Origin of the sequence: Polaribacter sp. Z014 (genome assembly GCF_023555435.1) — a bacterium.
Lineage (GTDB): Bacteria > Bacteroidota > Bacteroidia > Flavobacteriales > Flavobacteriaceae > Polaribacter.
Window position 1 is genome coordinate 242,055 of sequence record NZ_JALCZP010000004.1, and the last position, 19,518, is coordinate 261,572.

The 19,518-nt window shown below is 30.4% G+C and carries 13 protein-coding genes; 5 read left to right on the forward strand and 8 right to left on the reverse strand.

Annotated features, from left to right (window positions below; all coding sequences use genetic code 11):
• Positions 1 to 23: 23 nt before the first annotated feature.
• Both MPF19_RS08040 and MPF19_RS08045 read left to right on the forward strand, forming a co-directional pair.
• Entirely contained in the window at positions 24 to 3,170 is a 3,147-nt protein-coding gene (locus tag MPF19_RS08040) for a cytochrome c biogenesis protein CcsA (protein ID WP_249987659.1), read from the forward strand.
• A 60-nt stretch (positions 3,171 to 3,230) separates the two neighbouring features.
• A complete protein-coding gene (locus MPF19_RS08045; RefSeq protein WP_203394077.1) occupies positions 3,231 to 3,746 on the forward strand; it encodes a DUF2892 domain-containing protein in 516 nt (171 codons plus the stop codon).
• 273 nt (positions 3,747 to 4,019) lie between these two features.
• Here the strand turns inward: MPF19_RS08045 and MPF19_RS08050 are convergent, their stop codons facing one another.
• The 7 genes from MPF19_RS08050 to porU form a co-directional block, all read right to left on the reverse strand.
• Positions 4,020 to 5,495, reverse strand: a complete 1,476-nt coding sequence (locus MPF19_RS08050; protein ID WP_249987661.1) for a PBP1 and LysM peptidoglycan-binding domain-containing protein — start codon at positions 5,493 to 5,495, stop codon at positions 4,020 to 4,022.
• Positions 5,496 to 5,632: 137 nt separating this feature from the next.
• On the reverse strand, positions 5,633 to 7,168 hold the full coding sequence (gene guaA / locus MPF19_RS08055; RefSeq protein WP_203394079.1) for a glutamine-hydrolyzing GMP synthase: 1,536 nt from the start codon (positions 7,166 to 7,168) through the stop codon (positions 5,633 to 5,635).
• 240 nt (positions 7,169 to 7,408) lie between these two features.
• Positions 7,409 to 8,473 carry a 3-oxoacyl-ACP synthase III family protein gene (locus MPF19_RS08060; protein ID WP_203394080.1) on the reverse strand — a complete coding sequence of 355 codons (1,065 nt, stop codon included), beginning with the start codon at positions 8,471 to 8,473 and terminating at the stop codon, positions 7,409 to 7,411.
• Between the two features lie 149 nt (positions 8,474 to 8,622).
• Positions 8,623 to 9,003, reverse strand: a complete 381-nt coding sequence (locus MPF19_RS08065) for a group III truncated hemoglobin (protein WP_249987663.1) — start codon at positions 9,001 to 9,003, stop codon at positions 8,623 to 8,625.
• A 176-nt stretch (positions 9,004 to 9,179) separates the two neighbouring features.
• Complete coding sequence (gene cdd, locus MPF19_RS08070) at positions 9,180 to 9,662, reverse strand: cytidine deaminase (RefSeq protein ID WP_249987665.1); 483 nt, start codon at positions 9,660 to 9,662, stop codon at positions 9,180 to 9,182.
• An 81-nt stretch (positions 9,663 to 9,743) separates the two neighbouring features.
• Complete coding sequence (gene porV / locus MPF19_RS08075) at positions 9,744 to 10,898, reverse strand: type IX secretion system outer membrane channel protein PorV (protein ID WP_249987666.1); 1,155 nt, start codon at positions 10,896 to 10,898, stop codon at positions 9,744 to 9,746.
• A 43-nt stretch (positions 10,899 to 10,941) separates the two neighbouring features.
• On the reverse strand, positions 10,942 to 14,340 hold the full coding sequence (gene porU, locus MPF19_RS08080) for a type IX secretion system sortase PorU (protein ID WP_249987667.1): 3,399 nt from the start codon (positions 14,338 to 14,340) through the stop codon (positions 10,942 to 10,944).
• Between the two features lie 202 nt (positions 14,341 to 14,542).
• On the opposite strand from porU, the gene gldJ reads away from it, so the two are divergent.
• Positions 14,543 to 16,213, forward strand: a complete 1,671-nt coding sequence (gldJ, locus tag MPF19_RS08085) for a gliding motility lipoprotein GldJ (RefSeq protein WP_203394085.1) — start codon at positions 14,543 to 14,545, stop codon at positions 16,211 to 16,213.
• A gap of 67 nt (positions 16,214 to 16,280) precedes the next feature.
• Positions 16,281 to 17,537 (forward strand): UDP-N-acetylmuramoyl-tripeptide--D-alanyl-D-alanine ligase, encoded by a 1,257-nt coding sequence (locus MPF19_RS08090; RefSeq protein ID WP_249987670.1) that lies wholly within the window; start codon positions 16,281 to 16,283, stop codon positions 17,535 to 17,537.
• 216 nt (positions 17,538 to 17,753) lie between these two features.
• On the opposite strand, the gene MPF19_RS08095 is transcribed toward MPF19_RS08090, so the two are convergent.
• Positions 17,754 to 18,605: an N-acetylglucosamine kinase gene (locus MPF19_RS08095; RefSeq protein WP_203394087.1), complete on the reverse strand. Its 852-nt coding sequence runs from the start codon at positions 18,603 to 18,605 to the stop codon at positions 17,754 to 17,756.
• A 156-nt stretch (positions 18,606 to 18,761) separates the two neighbouring features.
• Between MPF19_RS08095 and MPF19_RS08100 the strand changes: the two genes are divergently transcribed.
• Positions 18,762 to 19,499, forward strand: coding sequence for a tyrosine-protein phosphatase (locus MPF19_RS08100; protein ID WP_249987671.1), 738 nt, complete (start codon positions 18,762 to 18,764; stop codon positions 19,497 to 19,499).
• The last annotated feature ends 19 nt before the right edge of the window (positions 19,500 to 19,518 follow it).

The window sequence follows — 19,518 nt, forward strand, 5'->3', positions numbered from 1 at the left end:
ACTTTAAAAACTACTAAAATAGAATGAAAAAAATTCTTAATATACTCTACTCTACCAGATTAATGGCATTTTTATTTATCCTTTTTGCAGTTGCAATGGGAGTTGCCACGTTTATAGAAAATGATTTTGGCACACAAACTTCTAAAGCACTTGTATATAACACATGGTGGTTTGAGGCTATTATGGTCTTTTTTGTTATTAATTTCTTTGGAAATATTTTTAGATACAGATTGTACAAAAAAGAAAAATGGGCCGTTTTAATGTTTCATTTAGCTTTCCTTTTTATCATAATTGGAGCAGGCGTAACTAGGTATATTGGTTACGAAGGTACTATGATGATTAAGGAAGGAGAAACTGTAAATAAATATTTATCCGAAACTACCTATCTAAACATAATTGTTGATAATGGTAAGGTTCAAAAACCAGAAATTAACAAACCTATATTATTATCTGCTTGGGGTAAAAACTCATGGTTTTACTCAGACAATTTTAAAAACGAAGATAAAACCCAAGATTTTAGTTTTGAGCTTGTTGATTATATTCCTAAGGCTGAAAAAAAATTAATAGAAGACGAAAACGGAGTTGAACATTTGTTTTTTGTAGAATCGTCAGACGGAACTCGCCATGAACATTGGATTGAAAAAGGAACTATCCAAAATATTCATGGAGTTTTAGTTGGTTTTGATGCTCTAAATAACAATGCTTCTATCAACTTTACAAATAAAGAAGGAAACTTAAAAATGGTTTCTAAAGATGAAGGTGATTGGTTTAGAATGGCTGATCAAAAAAGAGGGAAAATCACGAAAGACTCAATTCAGAATTTTCAATATTTAACTTTAAATAATATAGCAGGATTGCAATTTGTGATTCCTAAACCTGCTGAAAAAGGGATTATGAAAACCATTAGCGGTAAAAAAGATAGTAAAAATTTCGACATTATTGTTTTAGATATTAAAACAGATAACAAAACAGAAAGAATAGAATTAACCGGAGGTAAATATAATGCTCAAGGTTCTAAAGAAATTACTGTTGGGAACTTAAATTTCAGAGTATTATATGGTTCAAAAATATTAGAAACTCCTTTTTCAGTAAAATTAAATGATTTTCAACTAGAAAAATACCCAGGCTCCGAAAGTGCCGCATCTTATGCTAGCGAAGTTACTGTTATAGATGCAAAAGAAACATTTGACTATCGAATTTTTATGAATCATATTTTAGATTATAAAGGCTACAAATTTTTTCAATCTAGTTACGATTTATCTGGCCCAAGAGAAGAAACACACCTTTCTGTAAACCATGATTTTTTAGGAACATTTATTACATACTTAGGATATTCCCTATTATATACTGGTTTAATTAGTATGCTTTTTGATAAAAACACACATTTTAATGACTTAAAAAAAGGTTTGAAAAAAATTAAAAAGAAAAAAATGACAATGTCTATGGTGACTGCATTATTCATTTCTACTATTAGTTTTGGACAACATACAGAGCATCAAGAAAACAACATCACTAATCAACAAATAGACTCTATATTAAAAGCAAATGCAGTTGATATTAAACATGCCGAAAGTTTTAATAAACTAGTGATTCAAGATGCTGGTGGCCGTATGAAACCCGCAGATACCTTTGCGTCTGAATTGGTCCGAAAAGTTAGTAAAACAGAGACGTTTAATGGCATGCAACCAAGTCAGGTTTTATTATCTATTATAGAAAACCCTCGCTTTTGGTTTGAGGTTCCTGTAATTTATTTAGAAAAAGGAAACTCTAAAATTAGAGAGATTTTAAGTTTACCTAACACCGCAAAATATGCTCGTTTATCAGATTTTATTATGCCTAATGGGGCGTATAAAATAAAAGATGCCGTAGCAGAAGCACAGAAAAAAAATGTAAAAAATAAATTTGAAAAAGATTTAATTAAAATTGATAAACGAGTAGGCTTATTGTATAGTGCTATTGGCGGAGGTATTTTACGTATTTATCCAATTCCTAATGATGATAATAATACTTGGGTTTCTCAACCAGAAACCTCTACAGCAGGTTTTAAAGCTACAGATTCTGTTTTTGTACGTCAATCTTTACCCGTTTACATACAACTTTTACAAGAAGCTAAAAAAACCAAAGATTATACAAAAGCAAATCAGATTTTAGACGGAATTAAAAAGTTTCAAAAGAAATTTGGAGCAGAAGTATATCCTTCCGAAAATAAAATTGATTTAGAAATCATGTATAATAAGTGGGAAATTTTCACAAAGACTTCTATCTTTTATATGATTTTAGGATTGTTATTAATCTTTATTGAAATTTTAAAAATATTTTATTATAAATCTAAAACACTAAGCTACATTGTTAAAGGGTTAATTGTATTAACCATTTTAAGTTTTCTATTTCATACTTTCGGGTTAGCTGCTAGATGGTACATTAGCGGTAACGCACCTTGGAGTAATGCGTACGAATCTATTATCTATGTTGCTTGGGCAACGATGTTATTTGGTTTGTTTTTAGGAAAAAAATCTACACTAACCATTGGAGCAACTACTTTTTTAGCAGCCATTATACTAGTCTTTGCACATCAAAACTGGTTAGATCCAGCCATTGCCAACTTACAACCTGTATTAAACTCTTGGTGGTTAATGGTACACGTATCTATTATTGTAGCTAGTTATGGTCCTTTTTCTTTAGGTATGATTTTAGGTATTGTTTCTTTAATACTTATTGTATTTACTACAGATAAGAATAAAAAAAGAATGGATATCAATATTAAAGAGTTAACCATTATTAATGAAATGGCGCTTACTGTTGGTTTGGTTATGTTAACGGTTGGTAATTTTCTTGGTGGAATGTGGGCTAATGAAAGTTGGGGCCGTTATTGGGGTTGGGATCCAAAAGAAACTTGGGCTTTAATTTCTATTATGATTTATGCTTTTGTTTTACACATGCGTTTAATACCGGGTTTACGTGGTAGACTCGCATTTAATTTTGCTTCTGCATTTGCTTATTTATCTATTATGATGACCTATTTTGGTGTAAACTTCTACTTATCTGGTTTGCATTCTTATGCTAGTGGAGATAAAGCAGTAACGCCAAGAGAAGCTTATGTTTATATTGGGGCATTAATTTTACTAACCATTATAGCATCGTTTAAATACAAGAAATACTTTAAAAAGTAGCCACATAATTTAGCAAGAAAATGTACTTTTGCAATTGATTTATTAACAATAAAAAACAATATGTTTCATAAAAATATAAAATTAATTTTAGCTGGTTTAATTTCAGTTTGGGCTGTTTATCAATTTAGTCAAGGAAATATAATGAACGGAATTTCAATATTGCTTTTAGCAGGAATTTTTGTTTTATTTTATTTTAAAAACGAATTTATTTTACTGGCATTTTTACAACTGCGTAAACAAAATTTTGAAGGAACTAAAAAATGGTTGGGGTATATTAAAAACCCAGAAGCTGCTTTAATTGTAAAACAACAAGGTTATTTTAATTATTTACACGGAATTATATTAAGCCAAACAAACATTACACAAGCAGAAAAGTATTTGCGTAAGGCTGTCAAAATAGGTCTACCTATGGATCATGACTTAGCCATGGCAAAATTACAGTTGGCGGGTATTGCTATGACAAAAAGACGTAAACGTGAAGCAACTAATTTAATGGCAGAAGCTAAAAAATTAGATAAACATGGAATGTTAAAAGATCAAATGAAAATGATGAAAGATCAAATGAAGAAAATCTAGTTTTTTCATTTTTACTGATATAAAAAAAATCCGCTTTTCAGCGGATTTTTTTATGACTTATATTTCCTTAATTATAACTTATACTACTCTTTAAGCATTAAGCTAACAAAATTCCTTAGCTCTTATAAAGCCTTACCTTCCGTTAAGCTCAAGACAGGATATTTTTTGAGCTCTTTTTTGTTCTGATATTTATCGGATAAAAAAGCGAGTAGTAAAAGCAGAAAATAGCTTCTAAAAAACATTCTACTTAATCTAACTTACGCTACTACCTTTTTACTTTAACCTTGTTAAGCTTAAATCATTATTATATTTAACAATAAATAATCCTTTATTTTCTGAAATCCCTGTAGACTTATCGGTATAATCAAACTTACTTTCTATTCTAAAAGAAGCACCTTCTTTAAAAGTGTTTTTTAAATCATCTCCAGATGCTAATCGAATTAAAATATCATACGTAATATCAAAACCCTTGGTAGCATAAAAAGAAGGCATCGCATTGTTTTTACTAAAATACTGCTTATTAAATAACTGGGTAGATGCAGAAGCCTCATTTACATATTCATCACTAACATAGGTTAAATTTATTTTAGCCAACTTTAAATTTGCTATTTTATCGAATGCAGCACCTTTATTAAAAGTAAAAACCTGAACACTTGTTTTTTCTGGCAAACTAATTAAACTATTAATAGCATCTGCTACTAAAACCGTGTTACCTGAGGTTAAAATTATCCAATTATCTTCATTTGGTTTCAAAATTTCTAGGAAACGTTTTTTAGCTATATACCCTTTAGTTGGTTTTAAAATATGAACTACAGAAATAGAATCATGAGATTGTAAGGATTGTTTAATTACAGCATTAGAAATGTTAGAATCTGCTTTTCCGTCTCCTACTAGAATTAAATTTCCTTTTGTAAAGTTCTCTTTGATATAAGATGTTAATTCCTCTCTAAACACTTTTTTCTCTGGTGATGTTTTTATTAAACTAGACGCACTAAATTTAGACTGCTTCGTAGAATAAAAAGGAAAAACAACCGGCACCTTTACCTTATGTGCAACTATTTCTGCTTCTTCTGAATACAAAGGGCCAATAATTACATCATTTTTATTCAGATCATTTTGAGCTAAAATAGTTCTAATCTCTGTACCATTTCTTTGCGTGTCAAAAACATTTAAATCTACTTGAATTCCCTGTTTTCTAATAGAGTCTACAGCAATTTTAGCACCTAAATAAAAATCTGTTACCATATTTGCTAATTTACTTTTCTGAAAAATATCTTTAGCATCAACCGTATTGTATTCTTGCGCTTTAAAAGGTAATAATAAAGCAACTTTTAAAGAAATATCTTCTTCAATTACATCCTCATAAATATGATTTTCTAGCACTTCTTCTCCTTCTTCTATGCCTTTAATCTTTATAACCTGACCTACTTTTAATCCTTCTGATAAAACAGGATTCAGCGTTATCAATTCTTCTTGCGTTACATTATAAAAACGAGTTAAACTATAGAAAGTATCCCCTTTTTTAACTTCATAAACCACAAAGTTCTTTTTAAGCGCTGCTATATCTTTATCCTTTTTATCTTTTAAAGCTGAAGCTTTATCTGCAGCTGTTTTTACCGCTTCTTCTGCCTTATTACCTTTGGTAGTAGTTCCTGCTTTTATTTTTTTATTCGGTATTACGATTACTGAATTCACTCCAGGGTTTCTTCCAACATCCGGATTTAAGCGAAGCAAATCTTTAGTCTTCATGTCCAATCTCTGGGCAATCCCTCTCATTGTTTCACCTTCTTTAACCTTATACTGAACGTATTTTTTTTGTTGACCGCACGATACGGTAAACGTTAAAATACATAGAAAAACAAAAAATTTTACATGTTTCATATACATTATTCCCATTCTATAGTTGCAGGTGGTTTAGAGCTAATATCATACACAACTCTATTTACACCTTTTACTTGATTTATAATTTTATTAGATGTTTTTTGCAAAAATTCATAAGGTAAATTTACCCAATCTGCCGTCATTCCATCTGTACTTTCTACTGCTCTTAAAGCCACTACTTTTTCGTACGTTCTTTCATCTCCCATTACTCCTACGGAGTTTACAGGAAGTAACATAGCACCTGCTTGCCAAACTTTATCATACAAACCGTCTTCTTTTAATCCATTTACAAAAATAGCATCTACTTCTTGTAAAATTCTTACTTTTTCTGCGGTAATGTCTCCCAAAATACGAATTCCTAAACCGGGTCCTGGAAAAGGATGGCGTCCTAATAACTCTGGATCTATTCCCATAGAAGCACCTACTCTTCTTACCTCATCTTTAAAAATCATTTTTAAAGGTTCTACAATTTTCAATTTCATATAATCTGGTAAACCTCCCACATTATGATGACTTTTAATGGTTGCAGATGGACCTCCATTTACAGAAACAGACTCAATAACATCTGGATAAATAGTTCCTTGTGCTAACCAAGTTACATCTGTAATTTGATGTGCTTCATCATCAAAAACTTCAATAAAAGCGTTACCTATTGCTTTTCTTTTCTTCTCTGGATCTGTTAAACCTTCTAAGGCTTTCAAAAAACGTGCCGATGCATCTACACCTTTAACGTTTAATCCCATACCTTCGTATCTCTTCAATACGGTTTCGAACTCATTTTTACGTAAAAGTCCATTATTAACAAAAATACAATATAGATTTTCTCCAATTGCTTTGTTTAATAAAACAGCTGCTACGGAAGAATCTACACCTCCAGAAAGCCCTAAAACTACTTTATCATTACCAACTTTTTCTTTAATTGCTGCTACAGTACTTTCTACAAAAGAATCTGGTGTCCATGTTTGAGCAACACCTGCAATTTTAACTAAAAAGTTTTCTAAAAGTTGTTTACCATCTTTAGAATGATATACTTCTGGGTGAAATTGAATAGCAAAAGTTTCTTCTCCTTTAATTTTATAAGCCGCATTTGTTACGTCTTTTGTACTTGCCAATAACTCTCCATTAGTTGGCAATTCTTTTATAGTGTCTGAATGACTCATCCAAACCTGGCTACCTACTGAAATATTTTCAAAGAAAGTTTCATTACTTTTTATGTATGATAAATTTGCTCTACCATACTCTCTAGTATTAGAAGGAGCTACTTGTCCGCCTGCATAGTGCGCTAAATATTGCGCTCCGTAACAAACTGCTAAAACAGGTTTTTTTCCTCTAATTTCTGCTAAATCTGGATGTAAAACATTTTCTCCTCTTACAGAGTTTGGGCTACCTGATAAGATAACTGCCTTAAATTCAGCATGGTTTTTTGGTAGATGATTATATGGATGAATTTCACAGTAAATGTTTAATTCTCTTACTCTTCTTGCAATTAGTTGTGTGTATTGCGATCCGAAATCTAAAATAAGTACGTTGTGTTGTTGCATGCGCAAAAATAATATTTTGAATTGAAACTGAACACAAAGTTTGTAAAGATTTTTTACTAAGATTACAAAGAAATATTAATTACGAGTACTTCTTAAAGTATACTTGCTTTTCACAAAATAAAAAGCATAAAAAAACTCAAGAAAAATGTTTTCCTGAGTCTTATTTTATTCCTTTTCTACTGTTAGTAATAGCATGGTAAACACGCTGTAACTTACTGTATTTCCTTATTGCTTAACTTTTTAAAACTTATAAACTATCGCATTTATATTCATTCCTGCTCCTACAGAAGCAAAAATAACTACATCTCCTTTATTTACTTCTTGGTTTTCTATTTTACCTTTTAATACCAAATCTAAAAGTGTAGGTACCGTTGCTACAGAACTATTACCTAACTTAGTAATACTTAATGGCATAACCCCTTCTGGAACTTTCTTTTTAAACAATCTAAAGAAACGTTTTATAATAGCTTCATCCATTTTTTCGTTGGCTTGATGAATGAATATCTTTTTAACATCATCTATTTCAACACCACTTTTATCTAAAGCAAATTTCATTGCTGCAGGAACATGAATCAAAGCAAATTCATAAATTTTTCTTCCTAACATTTTTATATATTTAACATCTTGGTCTGCTTCTTTATTAAAAGAACTTCCATAATGTAAATAATACGCTTCGTCTTTTGTAAAAGTTTGGGTTCCATGACTTAAAATACCCACACCAGTTTCTTCCGTTGCTTCTAGAATACAAGCTCCAGCACCATCACTAAAAATCATAGAATCTCTATCATGTTTATCTACCACTCTAGATAATGTTTCCGAACCAATTACCAAACATTTTTTTGCCATACCGGCCTTTATAAATGCATGTGCTTGTATGGTTGCTTCTATCCAACCTGGACAACCAAAAAGAATATCATAAGCAACACAATTAGGGTTTTCTATACCTAATTTATGCTTTACTCTTGTAGCTAAACTTGGTAATAAATCACTTTGATTTCCACTTGCTTTAACATCTCCAAAATTATGAGCTATAATAATATAATCTAAATCTTCTTGATTAATATTAGCATCTTCAATTGCTTTTTGAGCCGCAAAGAAAGCTAAATCCGAAGAAGTGTAATCTAGTTTTGCATATCTTCTTTCTTCTATACCGGTAATCGCTTTAAATTTCTCTATAATTACATCGTTATCAGAATCAAAAGTTGAACCATCTTCATTTAAGAAGTTTTCGTTTAAAAAATCTTTGTTTTCTTTAGTTATAGAGGGGATAAAAGTACCTGTTCCTGTTATTTTTGATGAAATCATAATTGATATTAATATATTATTTTGCTAAAAAAATATTAGCCCTCTAAAGTACACATTTCGCTACAAATAGAATTAAAATATCTTACAAAAAATGATATTCAAAACTACTATTTTAAACAAACTACAAAATAGAGAAAATTGGGTTTATTTTATTTATATAAATCTAGTTTTAACTCCATAACAGTGGCTATAGACCTAGCTCTGTTCTTCATATTATTTGCGTTTTCACCATCAAAATTGGCGTCAATAGTTTCAAAAAAATACGACATCCAAATGGCAAAATGCTCTTTCTTAAAGGCTACAAATACGTTTTTATCTACGTGCTTTTTCATTACATTGTTCGAGTAGGTATTTGTATCGAAAAGAATGTCGTTCCAAAAATCGGAAATAATATCTAAATGTTCTTCTAACTGGTTTTGCGCAACGATATCCTCAAAAAAAGGAATCATTTTATGATCTGCCAATAATAAGTTGTAAAATTTTGTGATGATAAATTTTATGTCTTTTCTTGATAAAATATCTGGCTTCATTTTTTATTATTTTGAGCTTCTAAAAAGTTCTTTAAATATTACAAGTGTTTACAAATTTACTATTTGTTTGCGTTAGGGATTGAAACGACATCCTTTTTGCTTTTTTAGCAAAAATATATAGCCTATCGACTACGCTCAAGATAAATTCCAAGCCCATTAAAACGCCCTAAAAAATATTATAAATAGGTACTATCAAAAGAAAAAGGCAATAGTGAAAGTAGCGATTCTGTAACGACAACTTCACCTACCTCTCCCATAAAAAGCACCTGAAATGGTGTTTTTTGATTGATTTCGTATTCTGATAATGTTTGTCTACAGGCGCCACAAGGTCCAATTGGCTTGTTTACTTTAGTGATTGATGAACTAGCTGTAATTGCTAACTTTTTTATTTTCATGTTCGGATAGGTAGATCCTGCTTTCCAAATAGCAACTCTTTCTGCACACATACCAGAAGGATACGCCGCACTTTCTTGATTGTTTCCTAAAACAATTTCTCCATTATCTAATAACAAAGCTGCACCAACATTAAACTTAGAATACGGAGCATAGGCTTTTTTTCTAGCTTCAATTGCTTTTTGCATTAACTTTTGGTCTTCTACAGAAAGTTCTGAAATATCTTTATAAACAGTTGCGGATGTTGAAACTTCAATTTTTCTCATAAAAATCTATTCGTCAAAAAAAAGCAGCCTTATTTGACTGCTTTTAAATATTGTTATAAAATTACTAAAAATAATTGACTTTTAATAGTCATCAAAAACTTCACCTAAATCAAATGATAATGAAAAACGCAACGAGTTTTCTAATGGATTATTTACGTCTGAAGAATTAATTAAATAAGATAAATCTACATTTAAAGCATTGGTTTTAAACCCACCACCTAACGTAAAATATTGTCTATTTCCTTTATCTGCACTTTCATGAAAATATCCACCTCTTAAAGCAAAGGCATTATTGTATAAATACTCTGCACCAAAAGCGTAGGTAAATTCTTTTATTTCTTCGCTAAAACCTCCCGGAGCATCTCCAAAAGATTGAAAAATACCACTTACCCAACCAACATTATCATCTTCTCCCTCTAAAATAGTTCCATCCGTATCTCTAATTGGTGGAGTTGGTACTAATAATTTTGTGAATTCTAATGTGGTAGAAATGGTGTTATAATCGTCTAAAATAAAATCGAAACCACCCCCTAATTTTAAATTAGTTGGAATAAAGTCATCACTCCCTGGGCTGTAAGAAACCTTCGGACCAATATTAGCAATATTAAATCCTAATCTATAACGTCCGTTAAAATTTCCATAGTTTTCTTCGAAAGATTGGTAATATCCAGAAATATCTACTGCAAAAGAATTTATTGGTCTTAAAGTACTGTTTGTTCCATTAAAAGTTAAGTTAGAACGCACATACTTTAAACCAACTCCCATAGAAAAAGTTTCGCTTAATTTTAAAGAATATGCCCCTGTAAAGGCCAATTCATTAGGGTTAATAGAACCGTTATCAGTTCCATCGGATGTTGTTAAATCTATTTGACCTAAAGAAAAATACTTTAAATCTGCTCCCCAAGCAGCATTTTCGCTAAAACGATTCATGTAAGAAGCGCTTCCCGTAAAAATATCATCTGTTAAATTACGCAACCAAGGAGAATAGGTAATACCTGCTTTCACTTGTCTATTACTAAACGTCATTTTTGCAGCATTATGAAAAAGAGAAAAGGCATCTGCAGAAGTTGCAACCCCAACATCTCCCATACCACCTGCTCTTGCATCTGGTGTAATTAATAAAAATGGTACCGCTGTGGTAATTCCTCCAATATTATCTGTGTTTATTTCAGTTTGTGCCGTTGTCCTAATCGTAACAAACGCACATACTATAAAAAAGATTGTTAATTTCTTCATTTGATTTCTTTATTCTGATTTTTATTTGACAAATATCTAATTTTTATTGAAGTATTACTAATTTTTCATATTTCTCTGAAACTAGACCGCTTGCTGTTGCTTTTACTCTTAATTTATAGACATAAACTCCTTTACCTATTTTATTGCCAAAATCATCTAAACCATTCCAAGTAACACTTCTTACTAAGGTTTCTGCGTTTGGTATATTTTGGTTGATTGTTTTTACTAATTTACCTGAAACCGTAAAAATTTGTACCTGTACCTCTAAACTTTCGTTCGGTTTGTTATGGTTAAACCAAAATTCTGTATAATTCACAAAAGGGTTTGGGTAATTTAATACGTTTTCTAAATTTAGTATAGCATCACTAACAACCACAAAGTTTAACGTAAGTTCAGATGAATTATTATACGTATCCCAAGCTTTTATTTTTATAGTATGTGGCCCAACCTCTAAATCTCTTAATTTATAAGTGACTTTACCGTTAGTAAAATCGTCTAATTCGGTTTCATAAAAGTCATTTAATATAATTGGGTTGGTGTTATCGCCATCTAAAACCGCTACAATATCATGATCTACCGCAGTAATGGACGTATTAATTCCGCTAGTGTCTGATAAAACTGCCACTAAATTAGGTGATGCATTGGTATTTCCTCCATCAATAAAAGACTCATCATTCATAAATAGTTTTATTTCTGGACCAACCGTATCCTCTGGCGCATTTTTATCAATACCACCAACAACAATATCTACATTATAACCTGCTTTATCTATAGTTCCGTTTTCTGCATAAAAACTTAATTTACCTTCTCCGTATGCTATTTTAATGTCTTTTGGTACGATAAAATCAAATTCAAATACGCCATTTTTTACCGTAGCTTTTCCTTTAAACAACTTACTATCTTGCGTATCAAAAGGCATTGTTATTCCAAAACCATCATTATCTAAAGTCGTTTTATCAATTATTTTATCAAAAACTGTAGTTGATAAAGTTCCATTAAAATCTGATAACAAGACATTAGTATCATCTAAAATTTCTCCTTTAAAACGAACTTTAGACAACGCTTTTAAGGTGTCTAATTGAGAAATATCTTTACCATTCATTTCTGTAATGCTTACTTTTGGTTTTGGTATTGCCAATTTCATAGCAGGATCTCCAAAATGAAAAATAAAGAATTTTTGAGTGCTAGGAGAAGCATTCTTTGTTTCCATTAAAGATTGTGCAATTGATAAGTCTTCATCTTTAAACTCAAGTAAAACCCGAATTAATTCTTCATTAAACTTTTGCCCTGTAAAAATATAAACCTCTCTTGTAGTGGTTATCATACTTGCAGCCCCTCCATTTGCATTTAATAATGTAAGTTCACCAGCAGTAATTCTATTGGGGTTATCGAATCTAGAAAAATCACAAGTAACAGTAATCAAAAGCGGCAACGTACTAGGATTATTAAAACCCTGAATTTGTGATTTTGTCAATATTTTTTCTGAAGCAAATCCGTCTTCACTTCCATGTCCAAAATAATCAAAAACTAAAGTTCCTTTTTCTATAGCATTAGTAATTGCCTCATTAACTTCTGGATAACGTTCTCCTCCAGAAGAATTTTCTTGTACATAGTTATTTAAATAGATTTTACTAATATTAAAAATTGGTTTATTAACTTTAATCTCATCTGCAATAGACTCTACTCCTTGTTGTAAAACTTCCTCTCCACTTTCATCTATATCATCTGCCAACATGGTTATTGTATTTCTCCAATCACCAAATGCATTTTTATTATAATAAGATAAAATTTTATCAACCACATCTTTTGCTTCAGTACCTGTGGAAACCGGAATTCTACTTGATGCAACATCAATTTTATCACTAGAGCTCATACCTCCGGCAGTTTCACCTAACATCACATAAAAATCATCTGTAACCCAAGAACTTGCTAAATTAAAACTGTTTTCAGATAATTTTACAGGTACAATATTATTATTTCCTATAATTCTATCTTTATAATCGTAAGAAGCATCTCCAAAAAAGCACACATATTTTAGTTTTGTTTCTTCGGATGAATTTGTCAGATAAAGATGTCTTAGAAAATCTCTAATTCCGGTAATATCTTTTGATCCAGAGGAGAACTCGTTATAAATTTCATTTAACAAAACTACTTTTGTAGATAACCCTGAGTTTTGTTGATGATAATCTGTTAACCTTCGTGCTTCACTAGAAAGGTCATCATTTGTAATAACAATATAATTAAGGTCTTTTAAGGCATGTAAATTTTGGTTCGCAACGCGTCCATTTTGTAATGCTTTTGGCGTGTAGTAATCATTTTCGTTTAAAACGATATATTCTTTTAAATTCCCATTTATATATAAACCACCATTATCTTTAAAATTAAAGCTACTTCCCGTAATTTCATTCTGTATATTTTGTGGTTCTATGGAATTTGAAACATCCCAAACTTGAAAAATATTTGTACTATTTTGAATTTGATATTCTACTGTACCTATAGTATTTGCTTGCTCAAAACTTCTAAAAGAAAATTGCTTTCCGGCTGCAATCAATTGTTTTTTTCCAACAATTTCAATATAATCTAAAAAAGCGGTGGCAGAAGGGTTTCCGTTATTATTATAGGTAATAGAAAAATCTAATAGATTTGCTGAGTTTATAAAACTTACAGATACGTCACTTGCATTTGCCTTTGTTGCTCCACTTGCTCCAGAGAAATTTAAAGTAGCAGCAGATGCACCATTTACATTAATAGCCATAGAAGAAGAATTGATAGAAGTAGAAACACCTCTAACTAAAACTTTAATATCTGTATTTGGAACTGCATTATTAAAAGGTATTTTAAAATTCTGTGTGTTTTCTATATTAAAATCCTGGTTAAAAAACCATTGTGTACCTGCAGCAATTAAGTTTTTTTCGTCTTTTTCGTAAAAAGTATAATCGTCAAAAGCATCAAATAGTGCCGCAGTTGCAGTAGTTATTGGTGCTTTTTGTTGAATTCTTTTTCCATCTACACTAGAAACAGTAATAAAGTAATATGCCTTATCAGAATAAATATTTTGCCGATGTTTTATGTTACTAGCAGTTGTACCTTTCCAATCGTGTGGCCCTTTTGCATAAAACAAAATATAATCATCATTATCAAAAGAGCCATCGGCTTCTCCTTCTATATATATGGCATTCTCTTGTAAGTCTTTAAATCTTTCATCCGCATTTAAAACGGGCAAAAGACTTCCTCCATTACCATAAATGCGAATTTTCTTAGGATTTAAGCCATTTGTAGAAATTCCTATTTGCTGTAATAGGTTTTTATTAATTTTAAAAACTCCAGTAGTATCAACAGAAAACTTAAACCAATCTCCGGAAGAAAGCACAGAATTACTGCTCTGAGCGGAAATTAAGTGAATGAAAGAAATAAAAAAAAGCGTTAAAAATTGTTTTCTCATAATAATATTCAAATAACGCAAATAAATTATAGATATTTTAGTACTTACAAAGATAAATTATACTAAATTTAAAAAACAGTCGTTTAAACAGATAAGAGAAGAAAAATGAAGCGTTAAATTTTCCGTTTTACTTGTATGACTGTAGAATTATTGTAAATTGCATCGCTATAATAAAAACCCTTAACTAATTTTTAATTAGGAAATGAGAAACGTATTAAAAACATCCTTAGTTCTACTATCTGTCTTAACATTGGCTAGTTGTAGTAAATCAACTTCAGGAAAATCGACACTTACAGGATTGCCTTTTAACAATCCTAAGTATGGTAATTATATAAGAGGAAATGAAACAGCCGGACAAGAAATTCCTTTAGGAATGGTTGCTATTGAAGGTGGTTCTTTTACAATGGGACAAGTACAAGATGACGTTATGTTTGACTGGAATACAACCCCTAAAAAAATGCATATTCGTTCATTTTACATGGATGAAACGGAGGTTACCAACTCTGAATACTTTTTATATATTCAAAATATAAAAGATGTTTTTCCTCCATCAGAAGAAAAATACAAACACATTTATAATTCCGTTTTACCAGACACTTTAGTATGGAGAAAAAGTTTAGGTAATACTGATATTTTATCTGAAAATTACTTAAGACATCCTGCTTATTCAGATTATCCTGTAGTGGGAGTTAGCTGGTTACAAGCAAACCAATACTGTAAATGGCGTACAAATGCAGTAAACTTAAAGAAATTAATAGACAAAGGGTACATTAAAAATATTTTTGAAAACGACAGTATTAGAAACTTCTTTGATACAGATGTTTTCTTAGCAGATTCTGATAATCTTTTTGATGGAGATACTACTGTTTACAAAAGAGGAATAAGATCTAGAGGTCCTATTAAAAATAATAAAGGTTCTTTTCAAGGAAGAAAAATTACCCAAGCAGACGGCGTTTTAAGTCAGAAATACAGACTACCAACAGAAGCTGAATGGGAATTTGCAGCTAAAGCGAATATAGAAAACAGAGAATACAATAACATTAGAGGTAGAAAAAAATATGCTTGGAATGGTAAATATTCTAGAGAAACCAAAAAAAGACATAGAGGAGATCAAATGGCTAACTTTAAACAAGGTGAAGGAAACTATAGTGGTTTGTCTGGTTGGAGTACTGATGGTTCTGACATTCCTATTATAGTAAAGTCTTACCCTCCAAATGCATTCGGATTATACGACATGTCTGGAAATGTGGCAGAATGGGTTGCAGATGTTTACAGACCTATTATAGATAATGAAGCAAATGATTTTAATTATTTTAGAGGTAATATTTTTACTAAAAAGATGATTGATAAAGACGGGAAAGTTGTGATAGTGAATAGCTCTAGCGCAGCAGAAGTAGAATACGATACGCTACCAAATGGTGTTATTACTCCTAAACAATTCCCTGGTACTATTAAATACATTCCTATTACTAAAGATGATGCAACCTTAAGAAGAAATTTTTCTGTTTCTGACAATACAGATATTGGTGATGGTGACTTAAATTCTTCTAGATTTTATGAAGAAGAAGAAGATCAATTTGGATCTAAACCAAGTATGTACAACTCGCCAAGAAACCCTACAAAAGAAATAGACCCAGAAACAGGTAGAGAAATATTAGTAAATGATGCTAAAAAAAGAACTACCTTAATAAGTAATAGAACAAGAGTATACAAAGGTGGAGCATGGTCTGATGGAGAATATTGGTTAGACCCAGCTCAAAGAAGATATTTACCAGAATATATGGCTACCAATTTTATTGGTTTTAGATGTGTAACGGATAAAGTAGGGCCAATGTCTTCTAAGAAAAAAAAGGCTAGAAACTCAGTTAGATAATAAAATATTTATTAAAAAATATAACCTCACTGTAAGATTTACAGTGAGGTTTTTTTATTTTTAAAGGATGAAAATCGAAGAAATTTACCAATTATATACAAAACATTTTCTTGTAGATACAGACACAAGAACTATTAGAAACCATACTTTATTTTTCGCCCTAAAAGGCGATAATTTTAATGGAAATAATTTTGCAAAAGAAGCTTTAAAGCAAGGTGCCGATTACGCCATTGTAGACGAAGAATCACATAGCCATGAACCCAATATTATTTTAGTTGATGATGTTTTAGAAACGCTCCAAAAACTAGCAAACCACCACAGAAAGGTTTTAAAAATACCAATTATTGGATTAACAGGTAGCAATGGAAAAACAACTACCAAAGAATTAATAAATGCTGTTTTAAAAACAAAATATAAAACTACAGCAACCAAAGGGAATCTAAACAATCATATTGGCGTACCTCTTACCCTACTTTCTATGACTCCTGAAACTGAAATTGGAATTGTAGAAATGGGTGCAAATCATAAAAAAGAAATAGAATTTCTTTGTACACTTTGTGAACCAGATTTTGGATATATTACCAATTTTGGAAAAGCCCACTTAGAGGGTTTTGGAGGAATTAAGGGTGTTATTGAAGCTAAAAGTGAACTATATACCTACTTAAAAGAAAACGGTAAAATTGCATTTATAAACCCACAAGATGCTGTACAAGTAGAAAAAACAAACAATATAAAGTCCATTTCTTTTAACAATGACTTACAGTTTTTAGAGGTAAATCCGTTTGTTAAACTATCTTTAAATTCTAAATCTGTTCAAAGCAATCTTATCGGAAAATATAATTACACCAACATAGCCGCAGCCTGCACTATTGGAAGCTATTTTAAGGTTTCTGACACCGATATAAAGGATGGTATAGAAAACTATACCCCAGAAAATAATCGTTCTCAAATCATCCTAAAAACGGCGAACAAGATTATTTTAGATGCATATAACGCAAATCCTACAAGCATGAAAGCTGCTTTAGAAAATTTTGAAGCAATTAAAGAAGAAAACAAAACTGTAATTTTGGGTGATATGTTTGAGCTAGGAAAAACAAGTATAGAAGAACATCAAAATATTGTAGATTTAGTAGCGCAACTACATTTTAATAATTGTTTTTTTGTTGGTGAGAATTTTTATCAAACAAAAACAAAGAACAACGCGTATAAAACGTTTGAAGAGCTACTGCTTCATCTAAAAAACAATCCTCTTAAACAGCAATCAATTTTGATTAAAGGTTCAAGAGGAATGCGTTTAGAAAGACTGTTAGAAATTATTAATTGATATTATGGTTCGATAATAGACCTAAGCCTGCTTCACTATTAGAACCAAGACTTGACTCTAACTGCATAATAAATAAATGTAATTTAAACTAAAATTAGTCTGCCTTTTCACAATAAAATTATTATAACAAAGTAAGTGTATCATTTAAAGAACCCACTAAATTGCTTTATAAAAAAAGGTTTATCAATCTATCAAAAAATAATAGATAACTAATAATTAACTAATATTATTTATATGATATTCAAGTAACTTATCAATAGGTCTTTGTATTACATCTGTAATTACTAAATTATTCTTTTTAGCCATTTCTTCTAAAATGTCTCTAAAATAATATGCTATCGATCCTATAAAGTAAATTGGAGTTTCTGCCGTTTTATTATATGGTAAAATTCTATATTTAAAAAACTCTTGAAATCCATTTTTTATAATTTTCTTAATATATTTTTCTTCTTTAAAATCAAACATAAATTTTGCAAAAGAAGCTAAATACATATTAGGATTTGGTTCTCTGTATAAATTTCTCTTAATATAATCTGGATCAAGATCAAACTCTTCCTTAAACTTCTTAGCAATATCACTAGGCATTGTATTATAGAAGTAATCAATAATCAACTTTTTACCAAAATAATTACCACTAGCTTCATCCATTAAAATATATCCCAGAGAAGCCACTAGCATCTCCATCTTTTCACCATCATAATAACAGCTATTAGATCCGGTTCCTAAAATACAAACTAAAGCTGGTTCTTTACCTGTTGCTGCATACACTGCCGCTAACATATCTTCTGCTATACATATTTTTGCATTTACAAAGATAGACTCTAAAATAGTTTTTAAAATTTGAATAGGTTTTGGAGTTCCACAACCCGCTCCATAAAAATGAATTTCCTCTACTTCGTCTTTAACATTAATTAATTGAAACATATTAATTATTCTGTTATAAAGCTCTTCTTCTGGCACAATAGCAGGATTTAAACCTAAAGTCCTAGTTCTAAAAGCTTCTTTTTTATTTTTATCTATAGCAATCCAATCTGCTTTAGTAGAGCCACCATCTGCAATTAAAATCATAATTATTTTGTTTTAACCAAAGATATTACAAGTAAAACTCATATACAATAGGAAATCAATTTTCAATCGTTTTCGTATTAAAAAATTTAATCTGAATACCAATAAGATTTAAAAACTGTATTTAATTATTGTAAATTTGTAATAAACATAAATAACATGCTCTTTTTTAAAAAGAAAGTAATTCCATTAATCGATTTCTTTCCTAAAGATTTTATAGATATTCATTCTCATATACTCCCAGGAATCGATGATGGCGCTAAAAATTTAGACAAATCCATCGCATTAATTTCTAAGATGCGTTCTTACGGAATTAAAAATTTTATAACCACACCTCATGTTTTAGGAGATGTTTATCCAAATTCTTCACAAACTATAAAGGAAAAGCTTGAAGAAGTAAAAGCTGCACTTCAAAAAAGAAATATTACCGATATATCTATAAATGCTGCTGCAGAATACATGATGGATGAACAGTTTTCTGAACTATTAGAAAACAATGATATTCTTACTTTAAAAGACAATTATATTCTTGTTGAAATGTCTTATTTCAGTGCGCCCATAAACTTATATGACATTCTCTTTGAAATACAAGTTAAAGGATACAAACCCGTTTTAGCTCACCCAGAGCGGTATGGTTTTTTTCACAATGATTTTAACCATTATTATAAATTAAAAAAAGCTGGCTGTTTATTTCAATTAAATTTATTATCCTTAACGGAACAATACGGAAAAGGAGTGCAAAAAGTTTCTGAAAAGATTTTAAAAGAAAATTTATATGATTTTGTAGGCAGCGATACCCACCATAGTAACCATTTAGAATTGCTTAAAAAAATTGGGACTAAAAAGAATTTAGAAAAAATTAAACACCTTTTAGATAATAATAAAAAGTTCTTATAAATAAAAAAAGCATCCAAAT

Coding starts and splice junctions, on each gene's coding strand:
- MPF19_RS08060 (WP_203394080.1), bottom strand. CDS start 8,473: ATGATTTCATCAAAAATAACAGGAACAGGTACTTTTATCCCCTCTATA.
- MPF19_RS08090 (WP_249987670.1), top strand. CDS start 16,281: ATGAAAATCGAAGAAATTTACCAATTATATACAAAACATTTTCTTGTA.
- MPF19_RS08050 (WP_249987661.1), bottom strand. CDS start 5,495: ATGAAGACTAAAGATTTGCTTCGCTTAAATCCGGATGTTGGAAGAAAC.
- porV (WP_249987666.1), bottom strand. CDS start 10,898: ATGAAGAAATTAACAATCTTTTTTATAGTATGTGCGTTTGTTACGATT.
- porU (WP_249987667.1), bottom strand. CDS start 14,340: ATGAGAAAACAATTTTTAACGCTTTTTTTTATTTCTTTCATTCACTTA.
- guaA (WP_203394079.1), bottom strand. CDS start 7,168: ATGCAACAACACAACGTACTTATTTTAGATTTCGGATCGCAATACACA.
- MPF19_RS08095 (WP_203394087.1), bottom strand. CDS start 18,605: ATGATTTTAATTGCAGATGGTGGCTCTACTAAAGCAGATTGGATTGCT.
- MPF19_RS08100 (WP_249987671.1), top strand. CDS start 18,762: ATGCTCTTTTTTAAAAAGAAAGTAATTCCATTAATCGATTTCTTTCCT.
- cdd (WP_249987665.1), bottom strand. CDS start 9,662: ATGAGAAAAATTGAAGTTTCAACATCCGCAACTGTTTATAAAGATATT.
- MPF19_RS08040 (WP_249987659.1), top strand. CDS start 24: ATGAAAAAAATTCTTAATATACTCTACTCTACCAGATTAATGGCATTT.
- gldJ (WP_203394085.1), top strand. CDS start 14,543: ATGAGAAACGTATTAAAAACATCCTTAGTTCTACTATCTGTCTTAACA.
- MPF19_RS08045 (WP_203394077.1), top strand. CDS start 3,231: ATGTTTCATAAAAATATAAAATTAATTTTAGCTGGTTTAATTTCAGTT.
- MPF19_RS08065 (WP_249987663.1), bottom strand. CDS start 9,003: ATGAAGCCAGATATTTTATCAAGAAAAGACATAAAATTTATCATCACA.